Below are 17,523 nucleotides of genomic sequence, written 5' to 3'. Positions count from 1 at the left end.
GCAATTCCTATTTTTATAAAATGAACATGCGGGTGGTCCCTTCAGAACATACAAAAATTCATGGATATTATTGCAACAATTGAGAAATTCTTGCTTTAGAGCATTGTTGTGCAGATTTAATAATCATTGATAAGGTTTATAGATGCCCATTTCAGTGGCTGTAGACTCTGTTTTGTCTGATAAACAACTCACCCTTTATACAGACAAACCTTTAAGATTTTTGTTCCAGTATGTTTATTTTCATAAAGGCGCGTTTTTTCTTGTTTTTCTGACAGTTACCATGGCTCTAGGCTGTGGTGCAGCTGCCTCTTATACCTTACGTATTTTAGTGGATACGCTTAAGGAAGTCTCTATAAGCTCAGGGGCGAGCCCTTGGCCTGTTTGGCGCATTTTAGCAGTGTTGGTGGCTTTTATTGCAGCTGATAATATTTTATGGCGAGGGGCTGGCTGGGTTGCTTCTGGTGTTTTTGTTAAGGTTACAGGAGAGATCCGCCAAGATCTGTTTCGGTATTTGCTCGGCCATAGCACCACGTATTTTACCAATAATATGTCTGGCTCTTTGGCAGGGCGTATTTCCGCTATTGCTTCGGCCGTATTTTCTCTTGAGAATCTTTTGGCGTGGAGTGTTATTCCCCCTTGTATTAACATTGTTTACTCTATTGGCCTTATTTTAACAGTCAGCCCCTATTTAGGGTTCTGTGTTGTTTTTTCAGCACTCCTCTTATGTTTTATCTTATTTAAAATGGGGTTAACAGGCCGACCCCTCCATATGAATTATGCCACATACTCCTCAGATGTAGAGGGGAAGATGATTGATGCAGTAGGCAATATCGGCCTTGTGCGGCTATTTGGTCAGAAGCATTATGAAACAGCCCGACTGGGCAAGGCTCTAGAAAAAGAAATGCAGGCTCGAACTTTAGCATTACGCTACATGGAAAAGCTTCGGTTTGTTCATGCTGTTTTTACAGCGTTTCTCATAGCTGGCATATTATGCTGGGTTGTCTACCTTTGGCAGAACGGCAACGCTACTCTTGGTGATGTGGTTATGGTTGTGGGGCTTGGGTTTATGATTCTCCACGGCACGCGCGATCTCGCTGTGGCGTTGGTCGATGCCACACAGCATCAGGCCAGACTTGCCGAAGGGTTGAAAAAACTTCTTTCTCCCCATGAGACAGTGCATAAAGCGACGAGAGAAGGTCAAATCGTTCATTCTGCATATCAGAAAAATCAAGAGGCTTCTTCTTTGGCTGTAGAAGTTTTATTTGATCATATTACTTTTTCTTATCATGGTCGGGATAATTTATTTGAGGGATTTACTCTTAAAATTGACCGAGGAACAAAGGTAGGGCTTGTTGGGACGTCTGGCGCAGGGAAAAGTACGCTGTTTTCTTTGTTATTGGGTTTTTATTCTCCCGCAAGGGGAAAGGTTTGTATTGATGGAGTTGATATTACAGCCCTTTCTGAAGAACAGCTAAGGCAACAAATTGCAGTTGTCCCCCAAGAGGTGAGTCTATTCCATCGTTCTATTAAGGAGAATATCCGGTATGGATGTTTTGAGGCAACGGATGCCGAAGTGTATCAGGCTGCGCAAGCTGCAGAATGTTATGAATTTATTATGAGCTTACCAGAAGGGTTTGAGACCCTGGTTGGAGAAAAGGGAATAAGACTTTCAGGCGGTCAGAAACAACGTTTAGCCATAGCACGGGCTTTTTTAAAGAATGCGCCCGTTATTATTTTTGATGAAGCAACGAGTGCTCTTGATACGGAAACCGAAAAGAAGATACAGCACGTCCTTCATAAATTAATGGTGGGTAAAACTGTTATTGCCATTGCTCATCGCCTTTCCACCCTGGAACAGTTTGATCGTATAGTGGTGCTCCAAAAGGGTAAAATTATTCAGGATGGCGCACCTGAACATTTAGAAAATACAGCAGGTGTATTCCAAAACCTTTTAAAAGCCCAAGGCATGAAAAGATAATTTCCTTATGGCTTAGCGAGTTCTTTGCTCTTAGGAACTTCAATATCAATTTCCAAAGTAGAATAAACCGGCCCACGGTCGAGCTTAACCTGAACTTTTTCCTGATCTATGGAAATATGTTTTTTAATAACTTCCAGAATTTCACGGTTAAGTTTTGCTAAAAGATCAGGAGGAAGATCGTTGTTGGAACGCTCATGAGAGAGGAGAATCTGAAGCCTGTCTCGTGCAACGGGGGCAGAGCTATTGCGGGTAAAGAAATTGGAAAAGAAACTCATGCAACACTCCTTTTAAACAGGCGGTCAAAGAAGCTCTTCTTTTCAGTAGGAATTTCTATAGGGATATTCTCACCCGTAAGGCGGCGGGCTGCATCGGTATAGGCTTTTGCTGGGGCACTTTCAGGGTTAGAGAGGACCACAGGATTCCCAAGGTTAGAAGCCCGCAAAACGGCTTCACTTTCAGGAATGACACCGATAAGAGGAATAGAGAGGATTTCCAGAATATCATCCGTTCTAAGCATTTCACCACGGTTAGCCCGGGCAGGGTCATAGCGTGTGAGCAGCAGGTATTTTTCAACCTTAAGACCGTTTCTGGCTTTTTCTGTTGTGCTGTCAAGCATGCCAATGATACGGTCGCTATCTCGGACAGAAGAAATTTCAGGATTAGTAACAATAACAGCGGTATCAGCGTGATACATTGCCATTTGGGCTCCATGCTCAATTCCTGCGGGGCTGTCACACAGTACCCAGTCAAACTTTTCTTTCAGTTCAGCAATAACAGCAGCCACTCCTTCAGGGGTAAGGGCATCTTTATCGCGTGTTTGTGAGGCCGGAAGAATGGAGAGGTTTTCCACCCGCTTATCTTTAATAAGAGCCTGGTTTAGCTTGGCTTCGCCTTGAACAACGTTGATAAAATCAAAAACAACGCGCCTTTCCACGCCCATAACCAGGTCAAGGTTTCTGAGGCCGACATCAAAGTCAACAACCGCAACATTATTTCCCATTTTGGCAAGCGCTGCTCCCAAGGCGGCTGTTGTTGTGGTTTTGCCAACTCCTCCTTTGCCAGATGTTACAACAAGCACCTTGGCCATTGTTTCTTCCTCTCAAATTTTTTAACTGTATTTGGCTGTATTTACAGCATAAGGTCAAGTGAGGTCTACTAAATTATACCCGTTTTTTAAGGATTTCGATAGTAAGAGAATTGCCGATGAGGCGGGTTTGTGTATTTTTTCCTAAAAACTCGGGGTTAATGTCTTCAGCTGTGATATAAAAACCATTAATGGCTAGCAATTCAGCATACAGCATGCTCGTAAAGATGCGGGCATCACTTTGGCCATTCATACCCGCAATAGCCCTTCCACGTAGGCTGCCGTAAATATGGATGGATCCGCCGGCTGAGATTTCTGCGCCAGAGGCGACAGACCCAACAATAACAATATCTCCGGAAGGAAAGGTAATGCTTTGCCCGGACCTTACAGGTTCCTCAATGACGAGGCAAGAAGGGGGTGGGGGAGTTTTTTCGGCGGCTTGTGGGTCTGGAAGTTCTATGGGGTCGGTGGTGCGGCCACCGCTTAATATGGTAGGCCATGTCCATTCGCTGAGTGCTGGCCAGGTTGGGTCACCACCTTCTATGCTAATAATAACCAACCCTTTATCTTGAACATCTTGATAAAGGGAAGAAAGGTTTTCGGTGGTTTCTTCGATCATTTCCAGGTTAAGAATAACGGGTTTCCCTGCAAAAAAATCCGAAGAATGGGCCATTTGCTGTTCCAGGCTATGAAGCCAATCAGCTAAAGGGGCTTCAGGGTAGAGAACCAAAGCCAGGAAGGAGCGGCCCCGAGCACGAATTTTAGGAAGGGTACGAGTCATATCAGACATGGGCTGGCCGTATCACCTTGGAAGAAATTTACAATAGATCTATAAAATATTTACAAAGACAAATTATAAAGCGTATCATGCTTTTTTATTAACATGCCTTTTTATTAAGCAGATTACTAGCAGTTTCTCTGTGCAATATTGAGAGAATATAAAACTGTTGCGAATGTGCTACCCTTGTTTCATAACGTGTCTTCTCTCATTGGGAAAATCTTTATGGAAAAAAGATTTGCTGTTTTTTTGCTTTACCATTAAAAAAATCTGTCGTTAAAATCCCCCATTTACCAACCCATCAAGATATAGCAGCTGTTTAATGCGAATTCTCTATCATATCCCCTTATCACCAGCATGCCGGAAAATTAGGCTTATTTTGGCCGAAAAACGTTTACCGTTTGAGTTAATGACAGAAAAGGTATGGGAAAAGAGAGAAGAATTTTTAAAATTTAATCCCGTAGGGACTGTGCCTGTTCTAGTTGAAGAAAATGGGCTTGCCATACCGGAGTCCTACGCTATTTCTGAATATCTGGAAGAGGCCTATCCGGATACTTCCCTTTTAGGGCGAACCTTAGGGGAGCGTGTAGAGGTTAGACGGCTTGTCTCGTGGATGGAGGGGGTTTTTTCTCAGGAAGTGACCGATAAACTTCTGGGTGAAAAATATATGAAGCGTTTTTTGCGGAAGGGAAACCCAGATGGCACGGCTATAAGGCAAGGCTACACAGCTCTTTATTTTTATCTGGAATATCTGGGGTGGTTGGCTGAAATGCGGATATGGCTGGCTGGTTCATTCTTTTCACAGGCCGATCTTACGGCAGCGGCCTATCTCTCATCGTTGGATTTTATTGGTGATATTGACTGGTCTCGCATTCCCGCCGTAAAGGAATGGTATGCCCGTGTAAAATGTAGGCCCTGTTTTCGGTCATTATTGCAAGATCGAATCTCAGGGATTACTCCGCCGATCCACTATGCTGATCTGGATTTTTAACGCTGATTTAGATTTTTAACAAAAGCCCAGCTGGACGAGTCTTGCTGCAAACCAGGGGCTTTTCCGATTTTGACAAGCTAGGATTGCTAGGTAGGCTAAGGATTTGATCATAGTTGTCACTCGGGCTAATGTGTTTTTGGATGATTTTTCCTTTGCACAATTCGTTGAGGATTTCTATCGGGAGAATGCTCGCTGCATGAAAGAATTTGATCTAGGCCATATGCAGCCCCGCTTATTTCCCGCCATTGCCCGATCTCGCCGTGCACGGCTTACAGCTATGGGACCGCGCAATAATGCCTCACGAGTGCTTAAAAACATCAGCTTTTGGCGCCAGGGAGTTTCTGGTGTTAGAGGGATTCTGGTGTCAGGAGGGTCCAAGCAGAGATAATCTTGGGGAAGGCTGTGAAGAATCTTTTTATCTTTGGTCTGGGCTATAGCGCTAGAAGAACGGCGGCTTTATGTTCCCGCCATGGTTTTTACGTAAAAGGAACGGTTAGAACTCTTCCTCGCTATTATGGGGATTTTGTAACCCCCGTAGCTTTTGAGCAAGCAGGGGCTTTTTTACAGGATTGTACCCATCTTTTAGTGAGTATTCCTCCCATTGGAGAGCAGGATGTCGTGCTTGCCCATTACGGCAAGACCATAGAGCAGGCATCAAAACTGGAGTGGATTGGTTATTATTCTACCATAGGCGTCTATGGCGATCACGATGGGGGGTGGGTTGATGAAACAACTCCTCCTTGTAAGGAAACTCCGCGTAATAAGGTACGCCTGGCTATAGAAGAGCAATGGATGGCTTTAGGGCAGCGTCTTCAGCGTCGTGCCAGAAAAAATTACCCGCGGGTGGATATTTTTCGCCTTGGGGGAATTTACGGCCCAGGACGTTCAGTGTTTGACCGGATCAAAGCCAATAGGGTGCTGAATGTGTATAAACCTGGCCATTACTTTAATCATATCCATGTTGAGGATATTGCGTTGGCAAGTTTTGTCGCCCTGACGTCACAAGAAAGCGATATAAGGGTTCTCAACTGTGTAGACGGCCACCCTTTAGAGCAGAGATTGGTTATAGAACAGGCTTATCGTTGCCTTCAACAGCAACCTCCACAGCCACTGGCATTTTCAAAAGCCCTGCCGTTGATGACACCCTTGCAAAGGGCCTTTTGGCACTCTAACAAGCGGGTAAGTAGTGAGTACATCCAAAAACGCCTTAATATAAAATGGCAATATCCCTCACTATTAGAGGGGCTAAAGGTTATTTTTAGACAGGAAAATAAGCCTAATAGTTTTTGACAAATTTCTGTAATCCTATAAAAAGTTAAAATAAAATTAATAGTTTGATAGACTTTGCCAAAGGTTTTGCCAAAGGTTTTGCCAGAGGCTTTGTCAGAGACCTTGCAAGAGCCTTTGCCAGGCACAAAAAATGAATGGTGTATTTTGCCCAGTAAGCTATTTTTAAACATGGGTTGTCATGAAATTAACTATTATTGTGAAAATTAAAGGTGTGTTGTGGGCAGTGTTTGGGTATTAAGGTGTCATGGGTCGGGCTTCTTTTAGACAAGCTGTTATTTTACAGGTTCTCCCTGCCTTAAATGGTGGGGGGGTAGAACGTGGGACAGTCGAAATGGCAGAGGCTATTACCAAGGCGGGTGGAAAAGCCTTGGTCGTGAGTGCTGGCGGTAAGCTGTTGCCCCAGTTGCGTAGGGCTGGGGGGCAGCATATTCCCTTACCGGTAGGGAAGAAAGATGTCATTTCCCTTTACCGTCATACACAGGCCCTTAAGAGGATTATCGAGGCAGAAGGGGTTGATGTTGTTCACGCCCGTTCGCGGGCTCCTGCATGGTGCGCGCGCTGGGCAGCCCGTAAGGTTGGTCGAGCCTTGGTTACAACATGGCATGGCGTGCATGGAGAAACTTTTCCAGGAAAAAAATATTATAATGCTGTTTTGGCGTCAGGGGATCGGGTTATCGCCATTAGTGAATTTATAGCCCAACGTCTGCATACCCACTATAATGTTCAGCCTGATCGTCTACGTCTTATTCCGCGGGGGGCGGATATGGAATATTTTGACCCTCTCAAGGTTACCGGCATGCAAATCCATGAACTGGCCTTAAAATGGTATATTCCGATTGACAGTTATGTGGTTATGTTGCCGGCACGCCTCACGGAATGGAAAGGCCATGGTTGGTTTTTTCACACGCTGGGGTTTTTAAAAAAACAGGGCCTGCTTCCTGCCAATTGGCTGTGTGTTTGCGTGGGAGAGATAAGGGGACACGAACCATATGCCAATAAATTATTGGCCTTAGCTGAAGAGCTGGGTATTGCTTCACATGTACGTTTGGTAGGCCATTGTAGCCAAATGTCTATTGCTTATGCTTTGGCTGATATTGTGGTCATCCCTTCATTAAAACCGGAACCCTTTGGCCGTGTGGCCATAGAGGCTCAAGCAATGCAATGCCTGGTTATTGCTGCTGCTCATGGAGGGTTGAAAGAAACCGTTATGGATGGAGTAACAGGTTTTTTGGTTCCCCCGCATAATAATGAGGCCATGGCTGCCCGTCTTTTAGAGATTATGGCGATGCCACTTCATTCCCGCCAAGAGATGGGGATAAGAGCCAGAGACTTCATAAAGGAGCATTATTCTACTTCTTTGATGCAGCAAAGGACGCTAAGCGTCTATAACGAGCTTCTTCCCCCTTCTTTGCAGCTCACACAGGATGATTTCTTGATCACGCAAGAAAATGGGGTGATGATTGAAGCGGAAAGTAAGGTAAATACAAGATAAAGATATTGAGGGAAGGTGGCCTAAATAGGTTATGGTTTGGCCGTGAACCATGCAAGCCGCGTATGGGTTTGTATAGTTCCTGATTTCCGTTTCAACCAAGCTTGTTGAGGTTCGTTATGGGATCAGGGAAAGGCTCACAAGAATCAAGAATATTGTGGAGCACGTGTTCTTCTGTGGAGAGTTCTTTAACTTTCCTGATAGCGCGAGCAAATCCCTCTTCAGAACCTCTGTCTTGAATTATGCCTCTTTCATATCATAGGAGATTTCCTCCTCAAAGGGTGTAGGAGGATCCCTTATAAACTCGGCATAAAATTGTAAAAGCCGTCAATATTATGCAATTTATCGCTTTATAACGGGGATATGTCTCTTGCAGGCTCATTTGGTAGGCCTATTTGGCAGGATCATTTGATAGTACGGCGAATGCTGTAAATTTTCTTTCTTCATCTTGATACACTTTCTTCTCATCCTTCTCTCGAAAGATTATCGACACTCTTTTCCAACATTTATAACCACCCCCATAACCCCCATTATTATGTTCGGGTTTGTCTTTCAACGTTTCGAGTAAACGTGGATGTCTCTCACCTGGTAGACACCATGGAAATTTATGTGCATGGCAATGAAAACCAGGGGCTGTCCTTACTGTAAAACAGGATCATTTGAGGAAGGGGGAGGGAGTGCAAAATATTAGCTTGAGGCTGGCTTTTCTGCTGGCGCTAGTGGGGGGTGTCATCACTATATCTTCTCCTGTTTTGCTCAAGTCTTCTCTGAACCATTAGGCTGTCCAACTCTTGGCAGAGCTGTAAGCGGGGCGGCAGTGTTTTCCTTATTCCACCTCTTTGATGCAGCACAGGACGCTAAGCGTCTATTGTACAGTCTTATCCTTTTATGGGGTTGTCATTAGGGCCATGTTTGGTATTAAGCTGAACATGTCTCCTCTTATATAGATGAGTGTGTCGTCATAGACGAGCGTGCCGTTAAGTGCTCGATGGATTACCCGCCAGTCTGCTTGTAAGGTATTCTGCCTGTCAGGCATAATGTGTGCAGAGGATATCATGCGCAGAGAATATCTTCCTCTTCTTAGGGCTTTATATGGATGCCTTGCGCGTTGGTACTTTGGATAGAGACTTTCTGTCACCAGAGCATCTCTGGAGAGAGTTGTTCTAGCGCTTGCTCTTCTGGTTTTGAATGTCTCTTGCCACTCGCACAGACTCTCTCAGGTGGGTTTTGGAGAACCCGGTGGCAGGAACCCAGTGAACAGAGGGAATCCGGTGATAGGGGTTGTGAGTATCGTAGAATGCCTCTGTTTGGGCTTTGCACTGTATTTGGGCTCTGTATTTGTGAGTGCTATTAGAAATTACTATGAGAGAAAAGTGCTCTCTTGTGTGGCATGAGCCATCAGCTCTGATGAAGGATATGGGAGAAGGGGAGAGCTTTCTTGCCTCAGGGTTGCGATATTGCTAATAGAAGCAAGAAAGCGGGTTCTCTTTGAACCCCATCATAACCGGTATGAGGCTGGGAAGGAAGTAGGTCGAATTTGGCACGAATTCTTGTGATACGCTTAGGGGCATTGGGCGATTTTGTTCTCAGTTTCAGTGCTTTTGCCGCCATACGGAAAAAACATCAAACTGATCATATTACTCTGCTGACCACACGCCCCTATGTTGATTTAGCCCAACGCTCTCCCTGGTTTGATACCGTCCTTATAGATAGTCGCCCTAAATGGTGGCAAATCTCAAGAGTTTGGACCCTGCACGAAACAATTAAAGGGTTTGACTTTGTTTACGACCTGCAAACCTCTTCTCGCTCCAGCTTCTATTATTACCTTGCCGGCAGGCCATTATGGTCAGGTATTGCACAGAGGGCCTCTCACAGACACAGGAATCCCCACCGTAATTTTATGCATACGCTTGACCGCCAGAAAGACCAGCTTGTTGAGGCGGGAATAACAGAATTTCCCGTGTTTGATTTAAGCTGGCTAGCAGGGCCTATCTCCTCCTTCGGTCTGCCTCAGCATTATAGTCTTTTTGTTCCTGGTGCAGCCCCACACCGTCCGGCTAAACGCTGGCCTGCTGCTTATTTTGGGCATATTGCCGCTTGGCTTGAAAAGCACTATATACTAAGAACAGTGGTTGTTGGTTCAGCAGCAGATAAAACCTTGGCTGAGGAAATACTCAGTTATTGTTCTTCTGCCATTGACCTTACAGGAAAAACAGCACTTACAGATCTTGCAGCACTTGCCGCAAAAGCCCATTTTGCCTTAGGGAACGATACGGGCCCTATGCATATGGCTGCGTTGATGGGGTGCCCATGTGTAGTTTTGTTTTCCCAGGAGAGCAAACCTGAACTGACAGCCCCGCGTGGGCAGAGGGATGGCCAGGTTAGGGTTTTAAAAGAACCGGATTTAGCCAATCTTTCTGAAGAGTGTGTTAAAAGAGCGATATCAGAAATTATTTAGTAAACGGAGTGTTTCCATGCCTGCCATTACCCTGCCAGACGGTTCAGTTCATCAGTTTGACACGGCAGTAACAGGCACAACTATTGCATCCTCCATTGGGGCAGGCCTTGCTCGTGCAGCCCTTGTCATGGAGTTGGATGGCAAGTTGGTGGATATGAGCACAGAAGTTGACCATGATGCCCATGTGCGCTTTGTAACCCGCAAGGACAAGGAAGCCCTGGAGCTTATTCGCCATGATGCAGCACACGTGCTAGCAGAGGCTGTTCAGAGTTTATACCCAGGAACGCAGGTAACGATTGGCCCTGCCGTAGAGAATGGCTTTTATTACGATTTTTCACGCAATGAGCCGTTTTCTTCTGAAGATTTTCCAGCCATTGAAGCAAAGATGCATGAGATTGTCTCACGGGATGAAAAATTTGTGCGTGAGGTGTGGCCGCGTGATAAAGCCATAGAATTTTTTGAAAATAAGGGCGAGCGCTTTAAGGCAGAGCTTATCCGTGACTTGCCAGAAGAGGAGCCTATATCGGTTTATCGTCAGGGAGAATGGCTGGATCTTTGCCGTGGCCCCCACATGCCTTCCACAGGCGCTATAGGCAAAGCTTTCAAGCTTATGAAAGTTGCTGGCGCTTATTGGCGAGGGGATCATCGCAACCCCATGCTGACCCGTATTTATGGCACAGCCTGGCGGGACCAAAAAGAGCTGGAAGCCTATCTTCACCAACTAGAAGAGGCCGAAAAGCGAGATCATAGGCGCATTGGCCGTGAAATGGATTTGTTCCATTTTCAAGAAGAGGCTATTGGTTCTGTTTTTTGGCATGCCAAGGGCTGGCGCTTGTATGTAACTTTGCAGGATTATATGCGCCGTATGCAGGCTAGGCACGGATATGAGGAAGTGCGTTCTCCTCAATTGGTAGACCGCTCGCTGTGGGAGGCTTCTGGGCACTGGGAAAAATTCCGCGAAAACATGTTTATTGCCAGTGTTGAGGATGAGGATAAAACCTATGCCTTAAAACCCATGAACTGCCCTTGTCACGTTCAGATCTTCCGCCATGGGTTACGATCATATCGGGAGCTTCCCTTGCGTATGGCAGAGTTTGGAGCTTGTCATCGATTTGAGCCATCTGGCGCTTTGCATGGGTTAATGCGGGTTCGTTCCTTTGTGCAGGATGACGCGCATATTTTCTGCCAGGAAGATCAAATTGCCGATGAAACAGCCCGTTTTGTTCTTATGCTCCGTGAGGTTTACAAAGATCTAGGCTTTGAGGAATTTCGCATTAAGTTTTCTGATCGTCCAGAGGTTAGAGCCGGTGATGACGCTTTGTGGGACAGGGCCGAAAATTCCCTTAAGGAGGCCTGCAAAACGGTGGGGATGGAATACGAGCTCAACCCAGGGGAAGGGGCATTTTATGGCCCCAAGCTAGAATTTGTGTTGCGGGATGCGATTGGTCGTGATTGGCAATGTGGAACCTTGCAGGTCGATTATGTTTTGCCCGAACGTCTTGATGCTTCTTTTATTGGAGAAGATAGTGCCAGACACAGGCCGGTGATGTTGCATCGGGCTATTCTCGGCTCTTTTGAGCGTTTTATTGGTATTTTAATTGAGCAGCATGCCGGACGTTTCCCTTTATGGTTAGCACCTGTTCAACTTGTGGTGGCATCTATTGTCAGCGATGTAGGGGAATATGCCCAAGAAGTGGCTGAGCAGTTTAGAAAAGTTGGTATGGCCGTTGAAACAGATATACGGAACGAAAAGATTAACGCTAAAATTCGTGAGCATAGCGTAAAGCATGTTCCCCTCATTTTGGTTGTGGGCCGCAAGGAGGCAGAAGAGAGAAGTGTTGCGATAAGAAGGCTAGGCAGTTCAGCCCAGGAGGTTTTACCGTTAAACGAAGCTCTTGCATGCTTAAGTGCCGAGGCTTTAGCCCCAGATGTGCGGGATCATCACTAGATTGGATGTTTTTCAAGTGAAAGTGATGAGAAAGCAGCTTTCAAAGGGGAAATACAGGCTTAATCTGGGTTTCCCCAAAAATATTCTCTTGCAGGCTGGCAGTGAAACGATTATTTTTCAACAGTAAAAATAATAACAGGTAAAAATGTAAACTTTTTTTTCTGTTTTATCGTTTTTCAAAAATGAATGATTGATTGGAATTTTTAAAAGGAGTTGACCATAGCTAGACCCCCTATGCCCGCACCGCCTACCCGCGAAGGGCCACGAGTAAATGAAGAGATCCGTGTACCGCAAGTTCGTCTTATTGATGCAGAAGGAAATATGCACGGTGTTGTTTCCATGAAGGAAGCCCTGGAACAGGCTTATGCTGTTGGCCTTGATCTATTAGAGATCAGCCCGAATGCAGACCCACCTGTTGTTAAGATTCTGGATTATGGAAAATTTAAATACGAACAGCAAAAAAAGCGTAATGAAGCGCGGAAGAAACAGAAAGTTATAGAGATCAAAGAAATTAAGGTACGCCCTAATATTGATCAAAATGACTATAATGTTAAGTTGCGGGCGATGAAGAGCTTTATCGACGATGGGGATAAGGTAAAGGTTACGCTGCGGTTCCGGGGTCGTGAAATGGCCCATCAGGAGTTTGGTGTTAATGTGTTGGATCGCATTCGCACCGATATGGAAGAGTTTGCCAAGGTTGAACAAATGCCTAAACTTGAAAATAGGCAGATGATCATGATTTTGGTACCGAAATAGATTTTTTGCTATAGCAGAAATAAAAAAAGGAAGCATTTGCTTCCTTTTTTTATGGGCAGTATTGGGATCTTATGGGCAGTATTGGGATCTTATGGGCAGTATTGGGATCTTATGGGCAGTATTGGGATCTTATGGGCAGTATTGGGATCTTATGGGCAGTATTGGGATCTTATGGGCAGTATTGGGATCTTATGGGCAGTATTGGGATCTTATGGGCAGTATTGGGATCTTATGGGCAGTATTGGGATCTTATGGGCAGTATTGGGATCTTATGGGCAGTATTGGGATCTTATGGGCAGTATTGGGATCTTATGGGCAGTATTGGGATCTTATGGGCAGTATTGGGATCTTATGGGCAGTATTGGGATCTTATGGGCAGTATTGGGATCTTATGGGCAGTATTGGGATCTTATGGGCAGTATTGGGATCTTATGGGCAGTATTGGGATCTTATGGGCAGTATTGGGATCTTATGGGCAGTATTGGGATCTTATGGGCAGTATTGGGATCTTATGGGCAGTATTGGGATCTTATGGGCAGTATTGGGATCTTATGGGCAGTATTGGGATCTTATGGGCAGTATTGGGATCTTATGGGCAGTATTGGGATCTTATGGGCAGTATTGGGATCTTATGGGCAGTATTGGGATCTTATGGGCAGTATTGGAGGCTGCGCCCTTATCCATCAATTTGGGTAAAATCCGCAACGCTTTTGGCCATTTCAGTAAGCTGGGAAAGAAGTTTCAACCTATTTTTTCGTAAATCTTCCGAAGGATCGTTAACAGTAACAGTTTCAAAAAAGGTATCCAGTATGGATCTGGTTGAAGAAAGTTCTGTAAGAGCCTGAGGGTAATTATTGTCTTGCAGTGCCTGTTGGGTCGCAGGAAGCACCTTAGAAAAAACCTTATAAAGGGTTTGCTCACTGGGTTCTGTGAGCAAGTTAGGGGTAACATCGCCATGATGGGGGCCATCCTTGCGGTTTTCAATGCGCAGAATATTATTTGCCCTTTTAACAACGGCCAACAGGTTAAGACCTTCTTCTGTTTTTAGGAATTGTGTGAGATGTTTTATGCGCTCTACAATTTGGTTGACGTCCAGAAGAGAGGCAGCAGACAAAATGGCCGCAAGAATATCGTGGGGGACGTCTTCGCTACGGAGTTGAATGCGAAGGCGTTCTCTAATAAACTCCATAAGCTCCTGTAGGGTCTCAGGTTGGGAAAGCGTTTCAGGGTAAAGAGAAAGAGCGTATTGGAAAGTTTCTTCAAGTGCTAGGGAAAGTTGGTTTTCCCTAATCATTCGTAACACTCCTAAGGCTGCCCTGCGCAAGGCGTAAGGGTCACCCGAGCCAGTGGGTTTTTCTCCCACTGCAAAAAAGCCCGCAAGAGTATCAATTTTATCGGCCAGGGCAAGGCTGATAGAAACAGGGGCTGTAGGTACTCCATCATTGACGCCTTTAGGGCTGTAGTGCTCGGTAATGGCTTGGGCACAGGCAGGATCTTCTTGATCATGCAAGGCATAATAGCCCCCCATAACGCCTTGTAGTTCAGGAAATTCCCCTACCATTCCGGTGGTGAGGTCAATTTTACAAAGCAGGGCTGAGCGTTCTGCTAAAGTGGGGGAAGCACCAATATTTTTGGCAATAAAGCTGCTAAGGGAAATTAGGCGTTGGGTTCTTTCAAATTGGGTGCCTAATTTGGCATGAAAGGTTACGGCCTTTAAACGGTCAAGCTTGCTGAAGAGTGGGGTTTTGCGATCATGATCCCAGAAGTAACGAGCATCGGCAAATCGGGCTCTTAATACGCGCTCGTTGCCTTTAACGGTGAGGGTTCCCCCATCGGATGGGGGAATGTTGGCAACAAAAGCAAACCAAGGTGCAGGCTGATGGGTTCCCTTATGCAGTAAGGTAAAATACCGTTGGTTAACGCGCATGGAAACCTGCATGACCTCTATGGGTAAATCCATAAAGCTTTCCTCTATTCTCCCTAGGAAGGGAACAGGCCATTCGACCAGACCTGTTACTTCTTCAACCAGTCCTGTATCAGGAGCAATGGTAAGATTTTCTGCTTCTGTCAGCTTTTCCAGACCTTGCAGAAGGGTTTTGCGTCGTTGGTCGGTGTCAGCAATAACGAAATGGCTTGAAAGCTTTTCTTCCCAATCCTTACAACTGCTCACTGAGAAAAAGCCAGAGCTAAGGAAGTGGTGGCCTGCCGTTTCAGAGCCTGAGGAAAGATTGTGGCCAGTATCATCATGACCAGTATCGCCATTATGGGAGAGGGGGAAATATACCACCTTACCATTCAACAGGCAGAGGATCTTATGGAGAGGTCTTACCCATGTGAAAGTGCTGCCTTTTCCCCAGCGTTGAGATTTTGGCCAAGGAAATTGCCATAATAACTCTGGGAGGGTTTTGGCAATAAACGCTTCAGCAGGAATTGCTGGCTGATTTCGGTGGAGAACCCAAAAGCCGTTTTCCTTGGTCAACTCATTTTGAGTAGCCTGAAATTTGCGCAAAAATCCTTCAAGGGCTTTTTCTGGGGCTGTTTCTCTGGGGCCACGCTCTGAAATGACAGAAGCGGGAATTTCGGCCTCTACTATAAAACAGCCCGCAATTCGTCTTGGTGTGCTGTAAAGTTTTACCTGCTGCACTTTTAACGGCTTTAGAGCTTCCCCTATTAATCGACCAAGGGTTTCAGCGCCCGTTTTTTGCATTCTGGCAGGAATTTCTTCAGAAAAAAGTTCAATAAAAAGCTCGTTCATGGTGGTTTCCTGCCTATTGGTTCTCGTGAGCCAACCATGCTTCACAGCAGGCTTTGGCTAAAGTGCGTACGCGGCCGATATAGGCAGCCCGTTCGTTTACACTGATAACCCCCCTGGCATCAAGCAAGTTAAAAAGATGGCTGGCTTTTAGGCACTGATCATAAGCAGGTTGGGCAAGACCGGCTTGGGCGAGGGAGAGGGATTCTTGCTCGGCATCAGCAAAATGGCGAAAAAGAATTTCAGTATTAGCGAGTTCAAAATTATGGCGCGAATAGTCCTGTTCGGCACGTAAAAATACATCCCCATAAGTGAGCCCTTCATTATTGAATTTTAGCTCATAAACATTTTCAACCCCTTGCACATACATAGCCAGGCGTTCTAGCCCATAGGTTAACTCTGTTGAGGGGATCTCTGTACTAATGCCCCCCACTTGCTGGAAATAGGTAAACTGGGTCACTTCCATCCCATCACACCAGACTTCCCAACCAAGCCCCCATGCCCCGATAGTAGGGTTCTCCCAATCATCTTCGACAAATCGAATATCATGAGCCAAAGGATCAATCCCAATGGCTTTATAACTCTCAATCAAAAGTTGTTGGCTATTGTCAGGAGAGGGTTTTAATAAAACCTGATATTGGTAGTAATGCTGCAGGCGGTTGGGGTTTTCACCGTAGCGTCCATCCGAGGGCCTGCGGCAAGGTTGGACATAGGCCGCTTTCCAGGGGGTTTTGCCAAGTGCTCTGAGGGAAGTATGGGGCGAAAGTGTGCCCGCTCCCATTTCTACATCGTAAGGCTGTAAGATTGCGCAGCCTTGTTTGGACCAAAAATTGTGTAATGTAAGAATAAGATCTTGAAAGGAGAGAACAGAGGTAGAAGAGGCAGAACACATAAGATAACCCTTGCGTGTTTAGTTTAAAAAGGGGGAAAAGCGGCAAATTTTTTGTTTATCTATAATCTTTTAACACGTTATACTCATGAAATAAGAGACTTAGTGAAGGATGGATAATAAACCTTGTTCTCTCATTAAGCGTTTATCATATAATAGTTAGGTACTTTATTTATAACAGTTTTATAACAGCAAAATTGGCTGATGGATAGAATTCATGAACAACGATGAAAAAGAGCTTATTGCAAATTTTTTTGCACGTGTAAGTGGGCAACAATCAGGAACAGCAGGGAGTGTGCCAGCAACCCTGCCCCCGCTTGACCCTGAAGCTAACCGGTTCATTCAGGAAAATATCCAGAAATATCCTGAATCAGCCTATCGTATAACGCAAATGGCGGTTGTGCAGGAGGCGGCCCTGGCCGAAGCGCAAAATCGTATACGCCATCTCCAGTGGGAGTTACAGCAAGCCCAGCACTATGTTCAGCAACAAGCAGCAGCTCGTGTAGGAAGTCAGCCTTCAGGGGGTGGGTTTTTCCGCACTCTGTTTGGGGGGGGAGCAGCCGCTTCCTCGGCCTCTGCCCCGCCCTCTGGTTGGGGCGGACAACCTTCAGCTCCACCACCTCAGCAAAGATATGCTCCCCCTACGCAGGCTGCTTATCCGCCTGGGTATCAGCCAGGAATGTTTCAAAGGCAGGGAAGTGGCTTTTTGGGGTCTGCCTTGTCTACGGCTGCTGGGGTTGCTGGTGGGGTAATGGTAGGCAATGCGCTAACCAGCCTGTTCAGCCACCATTCGGACCCAATGGCAGGAGCAGCAGATAATAGCTTTTTGGGTGCCGCTGATAGTGGAGGTTTTGGTGGGGCAGCCTCTTCCGATCCCTTTGCCGGCGCTGGAACCTTTGTCGATCAAAATTTCGATGCCGGTGCCGATAATTTCGATGGAGGTGGTTTTGATGATAGCGGCTTTGACGGCGGAAGTTGGGGGGATGATAGTTTTTAAGAGGAGTTTTCCTCCAACCTTCCAAGCCTTCTTAAGGGGTTAACCTTTCCAGCGAACGGATAGATTAAGTTATACCCCCCAAAGTTATACCCCATAGATTTATTCCTTAAAAC

At 45.7% G+C, this 17,523-nt stretch carries 15 protein-coding genes; 10 read left to right on the top strand and 5 right to left on the bottom strand.

Translation table 11 applies throughout. From position 1 onward, the window contains the following. Nucleotides 1–142 precede the first annotated feature (142 nt). Nucleotides 143–1,978, top strand: a complete 1,836-nt coding sequence (locus tag JGUZn3_RS11990) for an ABC transporter ATP-binding protein (RefSeq protein WP_238996830.1) — start codon at nucleotides 143–145, stop codon at nucleotides 1,976–1,978. A gap of 5 nt (nucleotides 1,979–1,983) precedes the next feature. On the opposite strand, the gene minE is transcribed toward JGUZn3_RS11990, so the two are convergent. The 3 genes from minE to minC form a co-directional block, all read right to left on the bottom strand. Next, nucleotides 1,984–2,253, bottom strand: coding sequence for a cell division topological specificity factor MinE (gene minE, locus JGUZn3_RS11985; RefSeq protein ID WP_203413729.1), 270 nt, complete (start codon nucleotides 2,251–2,253; stop codon nucleotides 1,984–1,986). After that, nucleotides 2,250–3,065 carry a septum site-determining protein MinD gene (gene minD, locus JGUZn3_RS11980; RefSeq protein WP_203413728.1) on the bottom strand — a complete coding sequence of 272 codons (816 nt, stop codon included), beginning with the start codon at nucleotides 3,063–3,065 and terminating at the stop codon, nucleotides 2,250–2,252. Before minD ends, minE begins: the two co-directional genes overlap by 4 nt. A 73-nt stretch (nucleotides 3,066–3,138) precedes the next feature. Further along, entirely contained in the window at nucleotides 3,139–3,852 is a 714-nt protein-coding gene (gene minC / locus JGUZn3_RS11975) for a septum site-determining protein MinC (protein WP_203413727.1), read from the bottom strand. Between the two features lie 310 nt (nucleotides 3,853–4,162). Here minC and JGUZn3_RS11970 point away from each other — a divergent pair, with 310 nt between their 5' ends. The 8 genes from JGUZn3_RS11970 to JGUZn3_RS11935 all read left to right on the top strand — a co-directional run bounded on the left by JGUZn3_RS11970 (nucleotide 4,163) and on the right by JGUZn3_RS11935 (nucleotide 13,468). Continuing rightward, nucleotides 4,163–4,831: a glutathione S-transferase family protein gene (locus JGUZn3_RS11970; RefSeq protein WP_203413726.1), complete on the top strand. Its 669-nt coding sequence runs from the start codon at nucleotides 4,163–4,165 to the stop codon at nucleotides 4,829–4,831. Between the two features lie 103 nt (nucleotides 4,832–4,934). Continuing rightward, nucleotides 4,935–5,219, top strand: coding sequence for a hypothetical protein (locus JGUZn3_RS11965; RefSeq protein ID WP_238996829.1), 285 nt, complete (start codon nucleotides 4,935–4,937; stop codon nucleotides 5,217–5,219). A 14-nt stretch (nucleotides 5,220–5,233) separates the two neighbouring features. Next, the gene (locus tag JGUZn3_RS11960; protein WP_203413725.1) at nucleotides 5,234–6,121 is read left to right on the top strand and encodes an SDR family oxidoreductase; all 888 of its coding nucleotides are present in this window, start codon (nucleotides 5,234–5,236) and stop codon (nucleotides 6,119–6,121) included. Nucleotides 6,122–6,365: 244 nt separating this feature from the next. Beyond that, complete coding sequence (locus JGUZn3_RS11955; protein ID WP_203413724.1) at nucleotides 6,366–7,613, top strand: glycosyltransferase family 4 protein; 1,248 nt, start codon at nucleotides 6,366–6,368, stop codon at nucleotides 7,611–7,613. Between the two features lie 1,534 nt (nucleotides 7,614–9,147). Continuing rightward, on the top strand, nucleotides 9,148–10,068 hold the full coding sequence (locus tag JGUZn3_RS11950; RefSeq protein ID WP_203413723.1) for a glycosyltransferase family 9 protein: 921 nt from the start codon (nucleotides 9,148–9,150) through the stop codon (nucleotides 10,066–10,068). A gap of 16 nt (nucleotides 10,069–10,084) precedes the next feature. Then, nucleotides 10,085–12,016: a threonine--tRNA ligase gene (gene thrS, locus JGUZn3_RS11945; protein ID WP_203413722.1), complete on the top strand. Its 1,932-nt coding sequence runs from the start codon at nucleotides 10,085–10,087 to the stop codon at nucleotides 12,014–12,016. Between the two features lie 234 nt (nucleotides 12,017–12,250). Further along, a complete protein-coding gene (infC, locus tag JGUZn3_RS11940; RefSeq protein ID WP_203414931.1) occupies nucleotides 12,251–12,772 on the top strand; it encodes a translation initiation factor IF-3 in 522 nt (173 codons plus the stop codon). Nucleotides 12,773–12,808: 36 nt separating this feature from the next. Then, entirely contained in the window at nucleotides 12,809–13,468 is a 660-nt protein-coding gene (locus JGUZn3_RS11935) for a hypothetical protein (RefSeq protein WP_203413721.1), read from the top strand. Here the strand turns inward: JGUZn3_RS11935 and glyS are convergent. Further along, nucleotides 13,449–15,527: a glycine--tRNA ligase subunit beta gene (glyS, locus tag JGUZn3_RS11930; RefSeq protein WP_203413720.1), complete on the bottom strand. Its 2,079-nt coding sequence runs from the start codon at nucleotides 15,525–15,527 to the stop codon at nucleotides 13,449–13,451. The genes JGUZn3_RS11935 and glyS overlap by 20 nt on opposite strands. Before the next feature lie 13 nt (nucleotides 15,528–15,540). Further along, nucleotides 15,541–16,416, bottom strand: coding sequence for a glycine--tRNA ligase subunit alpha (locus tag JGUZn3_RS11925; protein WP_203413719.1), 876 nt, complete (start codon nucleotides 16,414–16,416; stop codon nucleotides 15,541–15,543). 214 nt (nucleotides 16,417–16,630) lie between these two features. Here JGUZn3_RS11925 and JGUZn3_RS11920 point away from each other — a divergent pair, with 214 nt between their 5' ends. After that, the gene (locus tag JGUZn3_RS11920) at nucleotides 16,631–17,410 is read left to right on the top strand and encodes a DUF2076 domain-containing protein (protein ID WP_203413718.1); all 780 of its coding nucleotides are present in this window, start codon (nucleotides 16,631–16,633) and stop codon (nucleotides 17,408–17,410) included. The last annotated feature ends 113 nt before the right edge of the window (nucleotides 17,411–17,523 follow it).

Origin of the sequence: Entomobacter blattae, assembly GCF_014672835.1 — a bacterium.
Classification (GTDB): Bacteria; Pseudomonadota; Alphaproteobacteria; order Acetobacterales; family Acetobacteraceae; genus Entomobacter; species Entomobacter blattae.
The sequence above is the reverse complement of the archived record's forward strand: the minus strand, read 5'-3'. Positions and strand labels throughout refer to the sequence as shown.